General features: G+C 47.2%; 13 protein-coding genes, 1 tRNA gene, 1 pseudogene and 1 riboswitch. Of the genes and pseudogenes, 9 read left to right on the forward strand and 6 right to left on the reverse strand.

Going from position 1 to position 18,736, the window contains the following annotated elements:
- Positions 1-77 precede the first annotated feature (77 nt).
- A complete protein-coding gene (locus BM082_RS12615) occupies positions 78-1,265 on the forward strand; it encodes an NnrS family protein (RefSeq protein ID WP_074927147.1) in 1,188 nt (395 codons plus the stop codon).
- Between the two features lie 95 nt (positions 1,266-1,360).
- Entirely contained in the window at positions 1,361-2,134 is a 774-nt protein-coding gene (locus tag BM082_RS12620; RefSeq protein ID WP_074927149.1) for a class II glutamine amidotransferase, read from the forward strand.
- A gap of 124 nt (positions 2,135-2,258) precedes the next feature.
- Here the strand turns inward: BM082_RS12620 and BM082_RS12625 are convergent, their stop codons facing one another.
- The gene (locus BM082_RS12625) at positions 2,259-3,029 is read right to left on the reverse strand and encodes a nucleotidyltransferase family protein (RefSeq protein ID WP_074927151.1); all 771 of its coding nucleotides are present in this window, start codon (positions 3,027-3,029) and stop codon (positions 2,259-2,261) included.
- A gap of 324 nt (positions 3,030-3,353) precedes the next feature.
- Here BM082_RS12625 and BM082_RS12630 point away from each other — a divergent pair, with 324 nt between their 5' ends.
- Both BM082_RS12630 and BM082_RS12635 read left to right on the forward strand, forming a co-directional pair.
- On the forward strand, positions 3,354-3,989 hold the full coding sequence (locus BM082_RS12630) for a 2OG-Fe dioxygenase family protein (protein ID WP_017010549.1): 636 nt from the start codon (positions 3,354-3,356) through the stop codon (positions 3,987-3,989).
- Positions 3,990-4,257: 268 nt separating this feature from the next.
- The gene (locus BM082_RS12635) at positions 4,258-5,667 is read left to right on the forward strand and encodes a MipA/OmpV family protein (RefSeq protein WP_074927153.1); all 1,410 of its coding nucleotides are present in this window, start codon (positions 4,258-4,260) and stop codon (positions 5,665-5,667) included.
- A 243-nt stretch (positions 5,668-5,910) separates the two neighbouring features.
- On the opposite strand, the gene BM082_RS12640 is transcribed toward BM082_RS12635, so the two are convergent.
- The 3 genes from BM082_RS12640 to BM082_RS12650 form a co-directional block, all read right to left on the reverse strand.
- Entirely contained in the window at positions 5,911-6,498 is a 588-nt protein-coding gene (locus BM082_RS12640) for an FMN-dependent NADH-azoreductase (protein ID WP_017014645.1), read from the reverse strand.
- Positions 6,499-6,673: 175 nt separating this feature from the next.
- Positions 6,674-7,372 carry a TSCPD domain-containing protein gene (locus tag BM082_RS12645; RefSeq protein WP_017014644.1) on the reverse strand — a complete coding sequence of 233 codons (699 nt, stop codon included), beginning with the start codon at positions 7,370-7,372 and terminating at the stop codon, positions 6,674-6,676.
- Positions 7,373-7,437: 65 nt separating this feature from the next.
- Positions 7,438-9,594, reverse strand: coding sequence for an adenosylcobalamin-dependent ribonucleoside-diphosphate reductase (locus tag BM082_RS12650; RefSeq protein WP_017010545.1), 2,157 nt, complete (start codon positions 9,592-9,594; stop codon positions 7,438-7,440).
- A 372-nt stretch (positions 9,595-9,966) separates the two neighbouring features.
- Between BM082_RS12650 and BM082_RS12655 the strand changes: the two genes are divergently transcribed.
- From BM082_RS12655 to BM082_RS12665, 3 genes are all read left to right on the forward strand, one after another.
- Positions 9,967-10,040: transfer RNA gene (locus tag BM082_RS12655), tRNA-Cys, on the forward strand.
- Positions 10,041-10,226: 186 nt separating this feature from the next.
- On the forward strand, positions 10,227-10,502 hold the full coding sequence (locus BM082_RS12660; protein WP_017010544.1) for a DUF6482 family protein: 276 nt from the start codon (positions 10,227-10,229) through the stop codon (positions 10,500-10,502).
- A gap of 238 nt (positions 10,503-10,740) precedes the next feature.
- Complete coding sequence (locus BM082_RS12665) at positions 10,741-11,421, forward strand: HAD family hydrolase (protein ID WP_017010543.1); 681 nt, start codon at positions 10,741-10,743, stop codon at positions 11,419-11,421.
- 135 nt (positions 11,422-11,556) lie between these two features.
- On the opposite strand, the gene BM082_RS12670 is transcribed toward BM082_RS12665, so the two are convergent.
- Positions 11,557-12,948, reverse strand: a complete 1,392-nt coding sequence (locus tag BM082_RS12670; RefSeq protein WP_074927154.1) for an alanine/glycine:cation symporter family protein — start codon at positions 12,946-12,948, stop codon at positions 11,557-11,559.
- 70 nt (positions 12,949-13,018) lie between these two features.
- Positions 13,019-13,134, reverse strand: a riboswitch (glycine riboswitch).
- 427 nt (positions 13,135-13,561) lie between these two features.
- Between BM082_RS12670 and BM082_RS12680 the strand changes: the two genes are divergently transcribed.
- Positions 13,562-14,707, forward strand: coding sequence for a J domain-containing protein (locus BM082_RS12680; protein ID WP_244276016.1), 1,146 nt, complete (start codon positions 13,562-13,564; stop codon positions 14,705-14,707).
- Between the two features lie 111 nt (positions 14,708-14,818).
- Positions 14,819-15,976: an amidase family protein gene (locus tag BM082_RS12685; protein WP_017010539.1), complete on the forward strand. Its 1,158-nt coding sequence runs from the start codon at positions 14,819-14,821 to the stop codon at positions 15,974-15,976.
- Between the two features lie 510 nt (positions 15,977-16,486).
- On the opposite strand, the pseudogene BM082_RS25335 reads toward BM082_RS12685, so the two are convergent.
- Positions 16,487-18,736 (reverse strand): annotated as a pseudogene (locus tag BM082_RS25335) (hypothetical protein); the annotation flags it as partial.

The following is an 18,736-nucleotide window of genomic DNA, read 5'->3' on the forward strand; positions in this document are numbered from 1 at the left end:
TGAAATCAGTACTACCTTTCCTTTAAACATGTAACTATAATACATCTTATGAAATCCAAACCTCAGCAGGTATCAAGATGATTAACATTGTCGATAAAGCAAAAGAAGATCGTATACCCCCCATTCTTCGTTTGGGGTTTAGGCCTTTCTTCTTTCTGGCTGCGAGCTATGCGGTATTTACCGTGAGTGTTTGGGTGTGGTTGTTCACGTCAGGGCATACGTCGCCGCTGAATGTACCGCCTGTTTGGTGGCATGCCCATGAAATGCTGTTTGGGGTAGCAATGGCTGTCGTCGCCGGTTTCTTGCTGACAGCAGTGCAAACATGGACAGGCGTGAAAGGGACGAGTGGTCTCCGTCTCGCGTTGATTGTTGGATTCTGGCTGCTAGCGCGTGTGTTGTTTTGGACTGACACATCGCTCGTGGTGATCGCCATTGTTGATGCGGCCTTTCTTGTCGTCTCGGGGTGGGAAGTGGGTTATCGCGTTGTGATCACCAAGAAATGGCGAAACCTGTTTTTTATTCCCATGTTGCTGGTTGCGGTTGTGGCGAATTTGGCGAGTTACGCAACCATAAAAGGCATGCCGCCATTTCCTGCCAGTGTGCTTTGGGAGGCCATGATTTGGTGGTTCATGATGTTGATTTCCATCATGGGTGGCCGCGTTATTCCTTTCTTTACCGCAAAACGTTTTCAGTTACAGCCGCCAACGCCGATTTGGTGGCTGGATGTGTGCGCCATTTTCCCTTTGCTGCTGTTGGCGATCATCAGCTTCTTTCCCATGGTGCCCCATGCGTTTGAAATGACTTTACTGCTGGTGGCGGGTATTGCTCAACTTGTGCGCTTGTATCGTTGGCAGGGATTGAAAACGTTCTCTGAGCCTTTGGTGTGGTCACTGCATGTGTTCTATCTGGCTTTGCCTGTGGGATTGATTTCCAAAGCACTCCTGTTAGGAAATACGTGGGGCTCACATACATTGCTGCATATGTTTGCCATGGGAACGTTAGCGGGCGTCGTTTTAGCCATGATTACGCGCGTCACCATGGGACACACTGGGCGAGAAATCTATAAAGGCCCTTCGTTCCAACTGGCTTACATCTCACTGATTGTTGCGACCCTTGTACGTGTTATCGGCCCGATTGTGTGGCCTGAGCATCTGTTTTTGTCGGTCGGTATTGCGGCAATAGGGTGGGGAATGGCATTTACGTTGTTCGTCATTATCTTTGGTCCGATGCTATGGAAAGCACGATTAGACGGTCATCCCGGCTAACACAATGAAAATATTACGCCTTCTTTTGTCAGTAGCAGAGCAATTGCCAAAAGTTACGTCATACTGATAGTAATGTATCTAAAGAGGGCAATGGAATGTGCAGATGGTTGGCGTATCAGGGAACGCCGTGTTTTTTAGATGAAATGTTGCTTCAACCTGCTCATTCATTGGTTATGCAAAGCATGGAAGCAACCAAAGCAGTGACGGCAGTAAATGCGGATGGCTTTGGCTTGGCTTGGTATGGTCTTTTGCCCACGCCTGCTGTGTACCATGAGGTAATGCCCGCGTGGTCTGATGGTAATTTGAAATCCATTGCGGAACACACGCTATCCCACCGATTTATGGCGCACGTAAGAGCATCCACAGGGACAAATACCTCACGAGAGAATTGTCATCCCTTCAATGTCGATAATTGGCTCTTTATGCACAACGGCCAAATTCCGGAGTTTGAATCTCTTCGCTATAACATGGAGCGGCAGCTCGATGAATCATTCTACCTCAAGCGTCGAGGCTCGACGGACAGCGAACTGATTTTCCTTCTCCTTCTGCAAAAAGGGCTTCTCGACTCACCGCGTGATGCACTTTGCAGCGTGATTGATGACATTGAAGCTGAAATGCGCGCGCGAAACATCAAAGAGCCATTTAAGGCATCACTGTGCCTCAGTGATGGAAAGCAGTTCTGGGGGCTTCGCTACGCGACGTCAGGCAAACCGCCGACCCTGTTCTATAAAGAAACTGAAGGCGGTGTTGTGCTTGCCTCCGAACCCTTTGATGAAAAGCGTGAAGGCTGGACAACGGTTCCAGAACAATCGTTTGTTGATATTCAAGGGAAGGAAGTGACGATAACGCCATTTCGGTGTGACGGCTAACTGCTATCGTTACTTGAACTGACGAGATCCACCACAGAATGACATATAAAAAGGGCGGCTTTTCAATAAGTCGCCCTTTTATTTATAACTAGAGTTTGCGTGGTTTACGTCATCAATCTCGTGATTAAACTGCCATGCTGAGTGGTTGGTATGCCTGCCAAGCGTGGTCATATAAAGCACGAGAGGTTTGGCGCAAGCGGTTGATCTTCGCAAATTCATGTTCGCTCAATTCGCGCTTCTCAAGGGTCGCAGTACGTTCTATCTTTTGGATCTCTCGATAAATCTCGTGTTCTTGTCCGTTTTTAATGTCCGCGATTTTCTTCAAATGCAACTGAACTTCAGCAATCATTTGTGTTTCTGGTAGTGCAACAAGCACTTTCAAATCGCGGTACCCAGAAGGGCGCGGTGCATGAAATCGATTTATCACTTCTTTGGTTTGTGCGGATGCTGCCAGCTCTGCATAGGCAGTGGTCAGTGCATCTACTGAATCAACCTCAACGGTGACTCGAACAATATCGGTGAGCTGAGACGCGTCACCGCCTAATTCGCCTTCCACTTTTTGCTTGGCACGGACTTCGCCTTTTATGCCTGCAGAGTAAACGGTGCCATCCACATGGTCAGCAATTTGATGGGCAAGATCTTCCAATTCTTGCTGAGCATTAGGGGCAACATCGTAAAGTGATTCAAGGGATTGGTGTGGCTGACGTACGTCAATAGCACGGAATGATGGAATGGAATACAAGTCGGAAAGGGTGTCGGTTTTCGTTGTTACGGGCTGTTGGTATGAAATGCACTCGCTAGATTTACATTCTTGAAAATCAATACCTTCCGCGTGAGCCGGAACGCGAATCACAAGGATTGGTACGATGATCAACGCCTTAAACATTCTTCCCATTAAAGTTCCTCTTATCTGGCTTGGAGAGCGTCCACAACTCTATCCTAGCGTCGGAAATTGAATGTTAGCTGAACAAGCTTCCGATGAAAGCGCGCTACCTCTCAAAGTGATTTGGTGTGTTTGGTGAGGTTCAAATTATTTGAAATATGACACTGCAAATTCGGTTTATAATGGCATAAATGTTCAAATATTAATCTACGGGTGATTAATATGACTTTACAGGTTTGGCAAATTTGTTGCCTTGGTTTTAACTGAATGTAAGGGTTGTCATCGGTGTCGATTTACCCAATCGAACCGATTCACGGAAATGATGGAGGACGCAACATGTATCATCCAGATTACCTTATGCAGCTATGTCATATCAGCGACCATGCTGTTCGGGAATTAGAACCAAGTTTTGCCGCGCTGCCTACTACCCCTTATGCAGATGGGCAATACCGACTTAGACGCTACTCTGTGGTGCGTTGCCAAGATGGCGATGTGCATCAAATGCAACACCATACCTTTATGCAATCCCAAGACATCAACCACCATCAAGGTGGCGTGGTACGAAATTTCGAAGAACTGACCTCAGACGTGATTCATTCCCAAGGCTTGTTTGAGCTTTGCCAATTGTTTAAAGACAACAATGAGCTGAATGATGAACAAGACATTGAAATTCACCAAATGCGCGTGATCACTGTTGATGACATCACGCCTGTTTCACCGGAAGGGATCCATCAAGATGGCTTTGATCATATTGCTATTGCTGCGATCCACAGGGAAAACGTGCAGGGTGGTGAGATTCTTGTCTACAAAGATAAAACAGAACGCCCGTTTTTCTCACTCGCGATGAATGACGGCGATGTCGCTTTGCTCGACGACCATGCCGTTTGGCACAACGCGAACCCGATTCGACCACTTAACCCGCATCATCAAGGTCATGTCGATCTCTTTGTGCTCACGGCAAGAGAGCATTAAGAATCACTAGAAACACTCAGCCATAGCCAGATGTTCAAAATGAGGAGCAGGCGTGAAACAAGCCTTGCTCCTGTCTGATGGATGCCTTTGCTTTGTTGGATGCGTGGTGACGGTGGTGTCGTGCTGGTGGATTGGCATTGAGGAGTAAGTTTGGTTTGTTTCTGTGGGCCGCAGTTCTAAGCCGCTGTAATCATGCCTTTTTCCCCTGAAAAATCTCAAGTTTCGCGTACACTATACCCATGTCATATTCATCAACGCAGTCAATGTCATGGTTTTACGCAACATCCTTACGCTTCCTTCTTTAGTGGCGAGTGCCGCCATTTTTACCAGTGCTGGTGCATTTGCTACGTCTGAGCCTGCACCCTCTGAACCTGTGCCATCTGAGCCATTGCCAGCTGAGACCACTGAGGAAACGCCTGCCGATATAGAAACCTTACGTTCTAAGCGAAGCGAAAACTGGGGCATTGCTGCCACGATGCGAAGTGCTGGCATTCCCTATAAAGGCACTGGCAGCGATTATGTGTCGAGCTTTGTTCCAATGATGTTCTATCAAGATGAAGCGTTCTTCATCAATGGCACTGAAGGGGGCATTCGTCTTTGGGAAAAAGAGGAATGGCGACTCAATGCGATTCTGCGCATGCGTTTTATCGACTTGCCGCGGGACGTGCAAAATGACATTGGCGGGGACACGGGAGATTACGGCTTTCAACTCAAGCGAGACTTTGGCGAGGGCTGGTACACAGACTTAGAGTTTCTTTCCGATAAAAGTGAACGTTTTCATGGTGTCGCGACGTTGGGCAAAACGTTTGAAAGTGATGATTACTTCGTCGATGCCACGGCCTCTGTTCGTTATAAAGATGCCAACTTCAACAGCTATTACTACGGTCTGTCAGAATTTAGCGACCGAGGTGAACGCCTGGGCGCAGGTGCAGACATCAAAATCGGGGTAAGGGGGCGATACCACGTTTATTCCAACCTGTATCTCGTTGGTGCCACCTATGCGACGTATTTTGACAGCAATGTGCGCAATGCATCGTCTATTGACACGGATTGGCAAGGGGAAGTGTTTGCGGGCTTTGGGTTCTTCAACGACAACCGTCGACACGGCGAGCGAGAGCTTTCAACGCGTCCATACTGGCGCGTGGCTCATGGTTGGGCAACGCCATCAAACATTGGCGACATTATTGCTGGTGATAGCGAAAAAGACCCGTTCAACAACCAACTTACCTCGTTGTTTTACGGTCATCCACTGACGGATTCATTGTTCGGCGTCCCGCTTGATATCTATCTGACACCGGGCGTGGTGTGGCATTGGAATTCAAAGGTTCAAGCATCTTCCTCTGAATTCGTTATGGCCATTAAAGCGTTCTATGAAGTGGAATGGCCAACGAAATGGCGAATCGGTGTTGCGGAGGGCTTGTCTTATGTGAACAACATTACCTACATCGAACAAACCGAGTTGGACGAAAAGGGGTATGAGCCAAGCAATCTATTGAATTATATCGACTTGTCGTTGGACGTTAACTTGGGTGATCTCTTTAATGTTCCCGCCCTCGACCGTGCCTGGTTAGGTTACTCGATTCATCACCGTTCTGCCATCTTCGAAAAAGCGAGTCAGTTTGGACGCATCAAAGGTGGGAGTAACTACAACACCTTGTATGTTCAGGTTGAGTTTTAAGGGCGAAGACGCGAGATAACGAAACGTGAATTGCTATAGACGAGATTGCGAGATTCGAGAGACGAGAAAAGTGCTGAGAAGAAGATGAAAGTTCTCGAATGACGGATGTCATCACATAGCATACTGCCGAACCTCGAACCTCGAACCTTGAACATAAAAAAAGGCTCCGAAGAGCCAAACGCAAAAGCCCACAGCGCGCGGGATCACTCCCGAGCGCTGTGGGTGTTGGCAACTTTTCCTTGTCTAAAACAAGGACAACAGAGTGCGACGCGCACTGTCCATTGATGTTTTTGCAGGTTCATCTCCCATGGCGAGGGCTTCGCTGTAAACAAACTCGATGTCTGAGATACCAATAAAACCCAACACCGTTTTCATGTAACCCACTACGTGGTCATTCGGTGAGTCTTTATGAATGCCACCGCGCGTTGTGACCACAATGGCTTTTTTATCGGTAAGTAAACCTTTAGGACCTTGCTCTGTGTAGGTGAAAGTCACATCTGCACGCGCAATAAGGTCGATCCAATTTTTTAATTGAGTGGGCACACTGAAGTTGTACATTGGTGCAGCAATTACCAGCGTATCACTGACCTGAATTTCGGTGATCAATTGGTCTGAAAGTGCAAGGGCACGTTGTTGGCGTTCTGACAGATTCTCAGCACCGCGTAACCCCATCATGATTTCACTGTCCAATACTGGCACCGGGTGTGTGGCTAAGTCGCGTTCAATGATTGAGGCTGTGTTGCTGAGGTTATCTACTAACTCATTAATCAGCGTTGACGATGAAGAATGGTCGCCGAGGATGCTTGATTTCAGAACCAGAATGCTAGCCATGCGTTGCTCCAAAAAATGAACGATTTGTTCACCAATGCAGGAAAATATACGGCTTCAACTGTTGGAAAAAAAGCGGAAAAATCTGGGGGTATCGTTCTAAAATTTTGAACGATAAAGAAAACCTACAAAAAAGGGCTTCCTGAGAAGCCCTTGTTCATTGTGCGTTAAATACGGATTAACCGCACTTAGAATCACCGCAGTTTAGACAGGTTTGGCAACCGTCTTTCACGATCACAGCTTTGTTGTGGCACTTGTAGCAAAGGGTCGCGCTTGGCGGAAAGCCTGTGTTCACAGGTTCTTCTTCCTTCACTTCTTCTTTGGCTGTGTTTTCTGCACGTTTTGCTTCAAGAAAGGCTTTCTGATGCTCGTCCATTTCTGGATTTTTAAGCATGCCAATTTCCATCAAGTGCTGTTCAATCACGTTGCCGATTTCAGCGATCAGTGACGGAACGTATTTCCCTTTGTTCCAGTAACCGCCTTTCGGATCGAACACTGAACGAAGTTCTTCAACCAAGAAAGTACAGTCGCCACCTTTACGGAACACCGCAGAGATGATGCGGGTTAGCGCAACAATCCACTGGTAGTGCTCAAGGCTCTTGCTGTTGATGAAGATTTCAAACGGGCGACGTAGCTCATGATCAGTGCCTTCATTCAATACAACATCATTGATGGTGATGAACAGAGAGTGCTCTGAAACGTGCTCAGGTGTTTTCAGTTTGTATGTCGTGCCAAGCAGTTTCTCTGGGCGCGGCATTTCTTCATGCATGGTTTCAAGCTTCGGTGCTTCTGGAACAGCTTGCACCGGTGCTTCTTGAATCGCATCTTTGCTTTTTACTTTATACGCGACAATTTTGCTTTCGATTTTACGTGTCATGATGAACTACTTCTTTCTGACGAGAGCAGCACCTCTGCTGCTCCCATTTTACTGAACAGATGCGATTAGAACTTACCGTAGTAACCTTCTTTTAGCGCATCGTAAAGGTTAGCGGCAGAGTGCAGCTCACCGTCATATTCAATTTTCTCGTTACCTTTGGCTTCGAAGGTAGAACCGTCTTCCAGCGTAAACACGTAGGTGGTGTTCTCAAGATCTTCTTCTTTCACCAATACACCTTGGAACACTTCAGGGTTGAAGCGGAAGGTGGTGCAGCCTTTCAGGCCTTTGTCATACGCATCCATGTAGATGTCTTTGAAATCTTCAAACGGGAAGTCGGTAGGGACGTTGGCCGTTTTAGAAATCGACGAGTCAATCCAGCGCTGAGCAGCGGCTTGAACTTCTACGTGCTGGCTAGGCGTAATGTCATCAGCGGTAATGAAGTACTCAGGCAATTGCTCGTCTTCTTTGGTGCTGTATGGCATTGCTTTTTGGTTGATAAGCTCGCGGTAAGCCAACAATTCAAAGCTGAATACATCAACGCTTTCTTTCGATTTCTTGCCTGATTTGATGACGTTGCGCGTGTAGTGGTGCGCAAAGCTTGGCTCAATGCCGTTACTTGCATTGTTTGCTAGCGACAAAGAAATCGTGCCCGTTGGTGCAATTGAGCTGTGGTGCGTGAAACGGCCGCCATTCGCTGCTAGTTTCTCAATAAGGTCTGGACGCACTTCGCCAATCAACTGCATGTAGCGGCTGTATTTCGCGTGAAGAACTTTACCAGCGACTTTGTCACCGAGTTTGATGCCGTCTTTCACCATTTCAGGGCGTTGACGAAGCATCTTCGCAGTAACAACGAATTCTTTGTCCATCACAGGCGCAACGCCTTTTTCAGCCGCTAGCTCAACCGCTTGCTCCCAACCGGTGATCGCCATTTCTTGCGCTACTTGTTCCGTGAAGGCAATAGAGGCTGCGCTGCCGTATTTGTGACGAAGCATGGTCAGGGTAGAGCCCAAACCGAGGAAGCCCATACCGTGACGGCGTTTGGTTTGAATTTCTTCACGTTGTTTTTCAAGTGGCAATTGGTTGATTTCAACCACGTTGTCCAGCATACGTGTGAAGGTTGCAACTACCTTGCGGTACATTTCCCAATCGAACTGTGCATTGTCAGTGAACGGGTCTCGAACGAACTTGGTGAGGTTCACAGAGCCAAGAAGGCACGCACCGTAAGGTGGAAGAGGCTGCTCACCACATGGGTTCGTTGCGCGGATCTCTTCACAGAACCAGTTGTTGTTCATCTGGTTAACTTTGTCGATCAGAATGAAGCCTGGTTCCGCGTAGTCGTAGGTAGACGACATGATCACGTTCCACAGGTTACGCGCAGGCATTGTGCGGTAAACTTTACAGGCAACACGGCCTTTTTCATCTTCAACCAAATCGTCGCTGTTTGGCCAGTCAGCCCAAACGATGCTTTCATCAGTGTAGAGATCCAGCTTGTCTTGGCGTGCTTCTTTGGCAGTGATAGGGAAGATCAGCTTCCATTCTCCGTCGTTCTTAACGGCTTCGATGAATTCTTCAGTGATCAACAATGACAAGTTGAATTGGCGTAAACGGCCATCTTCACGTTTTGCGCGAATGAATTCGGTCACGTCTGGGTGGCGAATATCCATCGTGCCCATTTGTGCACCGCGACGGCCGCCTGCAGAAGACACGGTAAAGCACATCTTGTCGTAGATATCCATGAACGACAGTGGGCCTGACGTATACGCGCCAGCACCCGATACGAATGCACCTCGCGGGCGAAGCGTAGAGAAATCATAGCCGATACCACAACCTGCTTTTAGGGTAAGACCTGCTTCGTGCACTTTACCTAGAATGTCATCCATTGAATCTTGGATGGTGCCGCTAACAGTACAGTTGATGGTAGAAGTTGCAGGCTTGTGCTCAAACGCACCGGCGTTAGACGTAATACGTCCCGCAGGGATTGCACCATGACGAAGTGCCCACAAAAACTCCTTGTACCATTTTTCTTGAACTGACTTTTCTTCAAGATCCGCAAGTGCACGTGCGACACGTTTGAATGTGTCATCTAGCGTGACATCGATAGCATCGCCGTGCTTGCTTTTAAGACGGTATTTGCTGTCCCAAATTTCCATTGACGTGTCTTGGTAAGGAACAGAAAGTACGCCTGTGGTTTCGATATCAGAAGCTGACTTGGTTTTAGCCATTATGAATTGCACCTCGGAAGTAATGCGGTCGTGTTGAGCGTTTATTATTCAAAGACGCTATATTGTGTCTCTGATTGGCAAGGGCGCAGATCAAACCACTATATCGTGTGATCTTCAAGTCTTGACAAGCACTCTTTCTGCATCAATTTTTCATGCGGGATTCACTGAAAAGAATAGCGTATAAAAAGCGCTCTCAGGATGTCACTAATTTGAAAGAGAAAGCACGAAGAATCGCCAATATGCGCAATTGAGAAACACTTGATTGGAAAGTTTCAAAAAAGCGTTGCGTCCGCGTTGTTGCTCCCTATAATGCCGCCCCGTAGCCAGAGAACATTCTCTGAATTGCTTGAAATTTCATTTCAGCAACACGTTGGCGCGTTGGCAGAGTGGCTATGCAGCGGATTGCAAATCCGTGGACCTCGGTTCGACTCCGGGACGCGCCTCCATTTTTCCTGTTCTCGTCTTTCTCTTTTTTCTTTTTCTCTCTTTACCCAAGCTTTTCGCACTGTCATCTTTTCTCGCTTTCTCGCTTTCTCGCTTTCTCGCTTTCTCGCTTTCTCGCTTTCTCGCGACGTCGTGATCTAATCACCTAACCTCTGCGTAACCACAAAAAACACACAAAGGGGAAGATCATGTCTAATGCCGTTCGCCAAACAGAGAAAGCCGTCATTGTGAGTTGTATTGATACCAGCAAATACCTTGTTGGTATTGAAGCAGGGAAGGGAACCATTACTTACCAACGAAGCCCACAGGGCGAGCTGATGTTTTATGGTTGCTTAAACCTCGCCAAAGCATCATTGGTCGATCAAGGCTTCCGCGTCGCCACCTTGGTGATGGATAGCCCTTATGACGAAATGATTGGCGAGGAAGGCCACGAGAGTGCATCACACGAGATTCCGCTTGTATAACCGACCCAGTCCTCACATTTTTTGAATAAAGACAGGCCGCTGTTCATCGCGGCCATTTATTCGTCACAAAAAATCACTACACTGTGCGCCAGCTTTAATGTGCGTCTACTATCTCTAGAATGTTGCCAAGTGTGCATTGATGTAAATTTAATGTTATTTGTAGGCGCCAGAGAGGGCGCTGCGCAGTGTCAAATCAGCCTTGAGAACTGTGTGATTTTAAGATTTGAGGAATGGCGCGATGTATTTGTTTATGCTGGATGTCGATGGAACGCTCATCGACAGTTATGATTTTGATTCGGAATGTTTTCGATCTGCTATTGAAGAAGTCATGGGAATCCAACTTACCGACGAGTTGGGTGCGTTTTTGAACGTGACGGACATCGGTATTCTAGAAGAGCTTATTGAGCAACAAGGCATGCGCGAGAATCGCATGAAGATCCTCCGCGATGTTAAGAGTGTATTCCTCACCAAACTTCGTGCGTATATCGCATCCAACAGCCACGAACTCCAAGCCTCACCGGGTGCGATTCAATTTGTGAATGACATGAAAATGCACCCTAACGTCGTGCTTGCTATTGCAACGGGCGGTTGGGAAGAATCTGCGCGCATGAAACTTCGCGCTGCCGGGTTTGACATTAACCACGTAAGCTTCGCTTCTTGCTCTGATGCCATGACACGCAGCGAAATCATGGCGTTAGCGGCTTTTCGTGCAAAACAAGACACGGGCGCACTCTTTACTCGTCGCGTGTATTTTGGCGATGGTGAGTGGGACAAAATGGCCACAAATACGCTCGGCTATGAGTTCGTTGCGGTGGGGAACAAAGTTCAGCACCACACGCGTATACCTAACTTCGCGCACTACGACGCGATTTTTGGCAAGTTAGGGTTGAGCGACATGCTGAAGGCAAAAACGGCATAAGCCTAGTTCATAGAAGAATATTCATAAAAGAAACCGCAACGTATAAAAAAACAGCGCCTCATAAGGCGCTGTTTTGCCTTCTAACTCAACGATAAACACACAAATCAGAATGACAGGGTTACTATTGCGAGATGATTATGCGTTTGCTTGGTTTGACGAGGCACGGCTCTCTTTCACTTTTTGCTTCAACTGATCAAAGTAAAGCGAGGTTTCTTGTGCCACCACGTGACGAAGAATGATCAAGCCAATCAGGTTTGGCACCGCCATTAATCCGTTTACGATATCCGCAATTAGCCAAATCATATCCAATTTTATAAATGCGCCTGACAATACCAAAGCAACAAAGATGATTTTGTAAGGCAACACAGCACGTTGGCCAAACAGATAAATCGCACATCGCTCACCATAGTAGTTCCAACCCAAAATGGTGGTGAACGCAAAGAACATCAAACCGATCGCAACCACGATAGGGCCATACTCTTGGTTCAATCCGATGGAAAACGCTTTTGTGGTCATTTGGGCGCCCGCGATATCCATTGACCAAACACCCGTCAAAACCAATGCCAGTCCCGTCATTGAACAGATAACGATGGTGTCCAAAAAGGTACCAACCATGGAAATCAAACCTTGGCGAACACACGAGTTCGTTTGTGCAGAGGCTGCAGCCATTGGCGCACTGCCCAAGCCAGATTCATTCGAGAATACACCACGAGCAACACCCGATTGAATAGCAAGCATAATGCTGGCACCCACAAAACCCCCCGTCGCCGCTGTTTGTGTGAAGGCAGATTCGATGATCAAACCGATGGCGGAAGGAATTGCGTCGGCATGGTTGAACAATATGGCCGCACACGCCGTAACATAAATCACAGTCATGGTCGGTATCACTTTGCTGGCAATACCTGCAATGGATTTAATGCCGCCGATCGTGGCGGCTGCAACCAAAGTGGTTAGCACAATAGCCGTGATTTCATGTGGGATGTTGAATGCAATATGGCTTGCATCAACAATCGCATTGACCTGTGGAAAGGTACCAATACCGAAGCACGCAACACCGATGGTAAAGAAGGCGAAAAGACGGGCTAGCCATTTTTGCCCAGCACCTTTTTCAAGGTAGAGCATCGGGCCACCAAGCATATTGCCGGATGCATCTTTCTCACGGTATTTCACCGCAAGCAGGCATTCTGCATACTTTGTTGCCATACCGAACAGGGCTGCCATCCACATCCAAAAGAGTGCGCCTGGACCGCCAAGCTTAATGGCCGTTGCAACACCCACAATATTACCTGTACCAATGGTGGCAGATAGCGCAGTGCACAGTGCAGCAAAGCTGGAAACATCACCTTTGCCTTTGATCCCTTTTTCTTTTTTAAAGATGTAGGTCAGTGCAAGTGGCAGTTTGAAGATCTGAATCGCGCCGAGGCGAAACGTAAAATAGACACCAGTGCCAACAAGTAGCAGAAGTAGGGGTGGACCCCACACAAGGTTATCGATGGTTTGTAGCAAGTTATACAGTGAATGGTTCATTTATCCCCCTTTAGATTCAAAGGAGGAGAGTAGCCGCAAAAAGTAGCAGCAAAGTGGGTACTTTGTTGCGGTTATCTCCTCTGTCCTTTTGCCTGAGAGTTTCACTCGCAATCGCCCAACATAGATTGAGTAAGCAAGTTTGCTCCTTCGGCGTCCGATTTAACGGATCTCTCCAGAGGCTCCTCCAACAACAGTCCATACCTGAACGCAAATCGCGTTCTCAGGTGCCTGAAAGATTTACTTCTTCGGCGGACGGCGATAGCCATCTCTCTCCTGCTGTCTTCATCGGAACATCAAATTTTCGCAAGTATCATAGATCACAAAATTACGATTGCAATGAGAAATAGGGGCTTTGATTGAAATGATGGGTTAAGTGAGTAAAAAATACATAATTGTGTTAATAAAAGGTGTCCGCAATGAAAAATAAAAAGAGAGATGCAGCAAAGCATTGGTTTTTTAGGGCGCAGAACATACGGGAAGTGGCTATCTTATATATGAGACGAAGCGGCATTCGAAATATGGCTTCAATTCTTTCATTGAAAACCTCAGAGTTCTCTCAAGGAACTGTTATCTCGGCCGATATATTATCATCTTAGCTGGCTTGTTAGTGTAAATGACTACGTTTAACGACTTACTTGGAACCTCACCGGATGCCTCCGCTGCCACTGTAAAGCAGCGCTATAAGCTATTGTCTTCTCGAGTACATCCAGACAAGGGTGGATCGCAAGCGCTCATGCATCTGGTACGCCACTCCTACGAAAACGCTGCGAAAGGGAAGGGGCAGAATTTACTGACCATTCCTGCTTCTGCCTCCGTAAGGGAAGGTGGAACACTCGAACGTGAACTGAACCAGCTCAAGAAAGAAAAAGAAGAGCTTTCTGCGATAAATCAACTGCTAAAAGGTCAATTGGCGCAAGCTAAGAAAGGCTCAGGTTCGCGAGAAGGCCCTATAAAGAATACTGAGTTATTGAGAAAAATCTCGTTACTTGAAGGGGAGATAGTGCTGCTCAAAGATGAGCGAAGCCGATTGATGCCACAAAAAGAAGCCGCTATTGCTGAGCAGAAAAAACTCGCCGCTGAGTTACGTCGTGTTCTTTCAGAAAATGAGGTGCTTGAAACTGAGTTAGACAGGACCAGCGGCGTAAAACGTCCCGGCTTGATGCCTTGGGCAAACAAGTTTTGGCTACCTGCAGTGATCGTTTCTCTATGCCTTGCTGTTGTGATCATTGGTGCGAGGCAAGTGATTTGGCCTGATTTTACCGCCTGGTTTGAAGACGCGTCGATTGAGCCAAAAACGCCGACTGTTAAGGTGGTCTACATAGAAGACGAGACGGATGACCAGCAGGAAAATGTCCTCGAACCTGTCGATACACAAAAAGAAGCAGTGCGTAATGAACCGATGCCGTTCTTACAGCTAACGAGCAAGCCGGGCGTATGGTCGCTTGCACGTTTTACAGTGTCTGAAGCGCCTTACATTGCAATACGTAGTGATAAAGGTTCATACATTGTCACTGATTGTTCGGGTAATTTTAATTTGTACTTAAATAAGCCTTTCAAGCCTTTGCGTGTGCCAGCAAATTTGATTTATTTGCATCAAAATCAACACTTTCATGTTTACGACATACCCTATGGGCAAGGGTCGTCCTCAGACAGCTGGATGCAGAGCCGTAAACTGCAAATCAATGATGAATATTTTACGAGTAATGAATTCAAAACCAGCGCAATGGCACTCTCAGAAAAATGCAGCAAACGCTCGTGAGCTGAGAGTAAGACAAAAGATTCATCAACATTTTAATGTCATGCATACGCAAAAAATGAAAACTCGTTATAAGCTTATGAATAGCTAGAGATATTTGGAGTACCGCCACACATGTCACAAGACAGTTACTTGTTGCATAAGTTTAAACCAGAACGTCAAGACGTGGCGAAGGGCATCCTCGCTCGTCAACGCTTGGTGGTGAGTGAATGCGTGGGAATTAAAGGTTATGTCACTGGAATTGGTATTCCTGCATGGTCAGACAACAACGAGCCTTCGAAATTTGATGCGCAAGTCGTGCAGACGATCATGCAGTCAGGGTGCCGGCTGATAGGCAAGACACAGGTTGATGATTTTGGCACCAGTATAAGCGGTATTAATCCCTTCCTAGCTAAACTGTCCAATCCCTTTTCTTCAGAACGTCGCTTAGGCGGCTCTTCCTCTGGCGCGGCATTGGCGATTACTCAAGGCGCTGCCACGATAGCTGTCGGTAACGACTGCTGTGGTGGAGTGATCATTCCCGCGGCTTATAACGGACTTTATGCTTATCGCCCGTCTCCAGAACTGTTAGACATGCGTGGTATTGCTACGGTTTCTCCTTCATTTGATGCGGTGGGTGTCATGGCGAAGCATTTGCCGTCGTTGCATCAAATCGCAGAGAAATGCTGGACGAAAGCACTTCGGCCAGTGAAGCTAAAGACAGTCAAATACGCGTCAAGCCTGTTCCAAGATCTGTTGCCTATTGAGGCGATGTTGGAGTGGGAAGTGTTCTTCTCGACAGTTAAAGTTCCGAAAGAAGAAGTTGCAACGTTTAGCAAGTTGATGCTGACGCAAGCGCAGAATATTCATTCGGTGATCTTAGGGAGAGAGATCGACTTTGAATACGGTCAGTGGCTTGATCATTACAAGCCGAAAGTGTCTCAAGAAACTGATGAGTATCTAAAGCGCATTCGAGGCAAAAGCTTTAAAGAATTTGTAGAAACGAAAAAGAAGCGTGAATTTTTCACCAATACCTTTCAAGGCCTATTGAACAGTGGTGAGTTATTAATGATCCCGACATCGCCGGGTCCTGCTGCAGAGAATGATGCTTTTGACATTGAAACTTTCCTGATTAACCAGCGTCGGCTTTACGCCATTGCTGAAGTTGCAGGTTTACCGCAACTCACACTCCCATTGTTGACGGTTGATGGTATGCCGATGGGTATTTCATTGCTTGCACTTCCTGGTGAAGACCGTCTGTTATTTGACACTGCTGAACGTTGGTTTATCTAAAATAACACCGTGATACGCAACAAGTTTATCCTCCCAATTCTCGCCGTCCGTAGCCCATAAATACCCCCTTTTAACAACTAGCGATTTCATCAACAGGTCAAGAAAAATTTATTTTTTTGACAAAATGATAGTAACTCATTGTATTTAATTGAAAAAATAGCAATTGGCCTCATGCTGACCTATGCACAGAATCTGTGGATAACTAGGTGAATTAGTAGGTGGTGAAACATACTAAGTGTTTGTTATATAATGATTTAGTAGGGCGTTTTAAATGGTTTGATATCAGGTTTTCGCCTGTGAATGGTCTCTATTTCGATAAAATGAACAAAGTGGCGTGTTTTTGTATCAAATATCTTACGGCGCGGGTTTGTTTGAATAACAACATTTGGTCAGAGTGTTGGCTAAATGAGATCAAAGATAACTCTTCGAAGAGGGCTTTAGATTTCACCGTCAAATGTTCCACGCTTTCGTCAATTTTGTTGGAGTCGAATGCGTGGAACTGATTTGAGATTAATGTGAGGAAGAGGGTGAACCACCAAACTCTTCAACGAAGTCAGACATACCGTTCGCGTTGTTGTCTTCTCCGCCAAAATCATCATCCGTATTTAGCCTGCCATCCCCATTAGTATCGAATGCAGCAAAATACGTGTTGTTGATGTCATAGCTTGTTCCATCGTTTAGCGGGTTTTGGCTTTCGAGATCAAGGTAGTCTGGAATGTTATCCCCATCGCTATCCGGCGCAGGGTCAACACTTCCTTGAAGGCTCAAGTCGGTAAGCGTGAGTGAATCTCCCACGCTCCAAATGCCTGCCTCGAGCACGTCTGGGATCGTGTCATTGTCGCTGTCCAAGTCAAACTCATTGAGAACGTTGTCTCCATCTTCATCTAGGGAAGATCCAGCGCCAGACTGAGGAATCAATTGAATATCGCTGATACGGAAATTACCGCTGTGGAAGCTACTGTCAATGTAGAAATCAGGAAGGCTACCACTGATAAATACTTCTCGCACCGTGTTGTCATTGTGACGATAAACGATGATGTCTTGCGATACCTCGATTGATAGGGTGTCACCAACAGCCACCCTAGGGTTTATGGCATCACTGATGTTCGTACCGTTCTCGTAGATATATAAGTTTCCGTTCGAGAGGTAAAAAGCATAATCAATGTCTGTGTAGCTTGCTGAGCTTTCAACGCTGCCTAGCCCTAGCATGTTGTAAGATCCAAGCGAGGCAACCTTAAAAGTTAGTTGATACCTGTCAGTAAACCCATACGTCGAAAAACGCTCAGAGTTGGCTTGATGTGCCCAGCTTCCTCCATTTGCGCGTAGCTCATCATCAGTAAATTCGGCATTGCCGTTAAAGTATGTCCAATGTGTTACGTCGACAGACACGCGTTTTTCAACGGCGTTTGAAAGACCATCATTGTCGTTATCAATATCAGCATTGTTACCTGTACCATCTCCATCAGAATCTAAAGTCTCTGTTACATCAGTAGGGAAGGCATCGCCGTTATCACCCACGCCATCACCGTCTGTGTCCGTGTCTTCGTTTGGATCAAATGGGAAGGCATCGTAAATATCGAGCGTGCCGTCGTTGTCATCGTCTTCATCGTTCGGGTTAGAAATACCATCACCGTCCGAGTCTTCTGCACGATCATCAACGCCATTGCCGTTGAGATCGCTACCCCCTTCGCCGTCTTGAAGGGTGAGCATGCCATCACCATTGGTGTCGAACGCCGCAAAGTCGTAGCCGTGCATGTCAAAGGCGGTACCATCGTTCAATGCATTCTGGCTTTCCAAATCAAGGTAGTCAGGAATGCCGTCACCGTCTGAATCTGGCGCAGGATCGACACTGGCTTGTAGGTCGATACTGTCGACCATCAGATCACCGTCCGCATCGGTCAGACCGGCTTCGACCACATCAGGGATGGTGTCGTTATCGGAATCCAAATCCACATCATTAGTCACGCCATCATTATCAACATCCACCGTAAAGCCCGATCCTGAGAGGGGAGTGAGCTCAATGTTGCTCAGACGCATCGCACCGTTATAGAAGCTGGAATCGACATAGAAATCTGGCGTGTCACCAGCGTAGGTGATCTCTCTGATTTGCTCTCCGTTACGAAGGTATCGCACGGTGCCGTTATCGACTTCCAGCGTGAGCACATCGCCAACCGCCACACTGTTACTGCCGAAGTTGCCGCGATATGCACCGCTTTCGTAGATATATAAGGTGGTATTGACGATATAGAAGGCGTAGTCGATATCGCCATAGCTTGCACTGGACTCGATGTTACCCAAGCCAAACATATTATTGCTGCCCAGCGCATCGACGGTGAAGTTCAAACGGTAGCTGTCGCTAAATCCATAGGTCGAGAAACGCGCAGAGTTGGCTTGGTAAGACCAAGAGCCGCCGTTGGCAGAGAGCACGCCATTGGTGAAACTGGCATTACCGGTTTGCACCGGCCAATCAACAATGTCAGCGCTGGTGCGAAGCTCTAGCTCGTCTGACAGACCATCGTTATCACGGTCAACGTCGCTGTTATCACCGACACCGTCACCGTCGGAATCTGTGGTTTCAGTGGCATCGTCAGGGAAGGCATCGGCATTATCGCCCACACCGTCGCCGTCAGAGTCCGTGGTTTCAGACGCATCGTTCGGGAAGGCATCGGCATTGTCGCCCACACCGTCGCCATCCGAGTCTTTGGTCTCAGTAGCATCCGTTGGGAAGGCATCGCCGTTATCGCCGACGCCGTCACCGTC

Source organism: Enterovibrio norvegicus DSM 15893, assembly GCF_900115495.1.
GTDB classification, from domain to species: domain Bacteria; phylum Pseudomonadota; class Gammaproteobacteria; order Enterobacterales; family Vibrionaceae; genus Enterovibrio; species Enterovibrio norvegicus.

Bases quoted from the DNA above. Each gene is read 5' to 3' on its own strand.
- BM082_RS12615 (WP_074927147.1), top strand. From the start codon at position 78: ATGATTAACATTGTCGATAAAGCAAAAGAAGATCGTATACCCCCCATT.
- BM082_RS12620 (WP_074927149.1), top strand. From the start codon at position 1,361: ATGTGCAGATGGTTGGCGTATCAGGGAACGCCGTGTTTTTTAGATGAA.
- BM082_RS12625 (WP_074927151.1), bottom strand. From the start codon at position 3,029: ATGGGAAGAATGTTTAAGGCGTTGATCATCGTACCAATCCTTGTGATT.
- BM082_RS12630 (WP_017010549.1), top strand. From the start codon at position 3,354: ATGTATCATCCAGATTACCTTATGCAGCTATGTCATATCAGCGACCAT.
- BM082_RS12635 (WP_074927153.1), top strand. From the start codon at position 4,258: ATGGTTTTACGCAACATCCTTACGCTTCCTTCTTTAGTGGCGAGTGCC.
- BM082_RS12640 (WP_017014645.1), bottom strand. From the start codon at position 6,498: ATGGCTAGCATTCTGGTTCTGAAATCAAGCATCCTCGGCGACCATTCT.
- BM082_RS12645 (WP_017014644.1), bottom strand. From the start codon at position 7,372: ATGACACGTAAAATCGAAAGCAAAATTGTCGCGTATAAAGTAAAAAGC.
- BM082_RS12650 (WP_017010545.1), bottom strand. From the start codon at position 9,594: ATGGCTAAAACCAAGTCAGCTTCTGATATCGAAACCACAGGCGTACTT.
- BM082_RS12660 (WP_017010544.1), top strand. From the start codon at position 10,227: ATGTCTAATGCCGTTCGCCAAACAGAGAAAGCCGTCATTGTGAGTTGT.
- BM082_RS12665 (WP_017010543.1), top strand. From the start codon at position 10,741: ATGTATTTGTTTATGCTGGATGTCGATGGAACGCTCATCGACAGTTAT.
- BM082_RS12670 (WP_074927154.1), bottom strand. From the start codon at position 12,948: ATGAACCATTCACTGTATAACTTGCTACAAACCATCGATAACCTTGTG.
- BM082_RS12680 (WP_244276016.1), top strand. From the start codon at position 13,562: ATGACTACGTTTAACGACTTACTTGGAACCTCACCGGATGCCTCCGCT.
- BM082_RS12685 (WP_017010539.1), top strand. From the start codon at position 14,819: ATGTCACAAGACAGTTACTTGTTGCATAAGTTTAAACCAGAACGTCAA.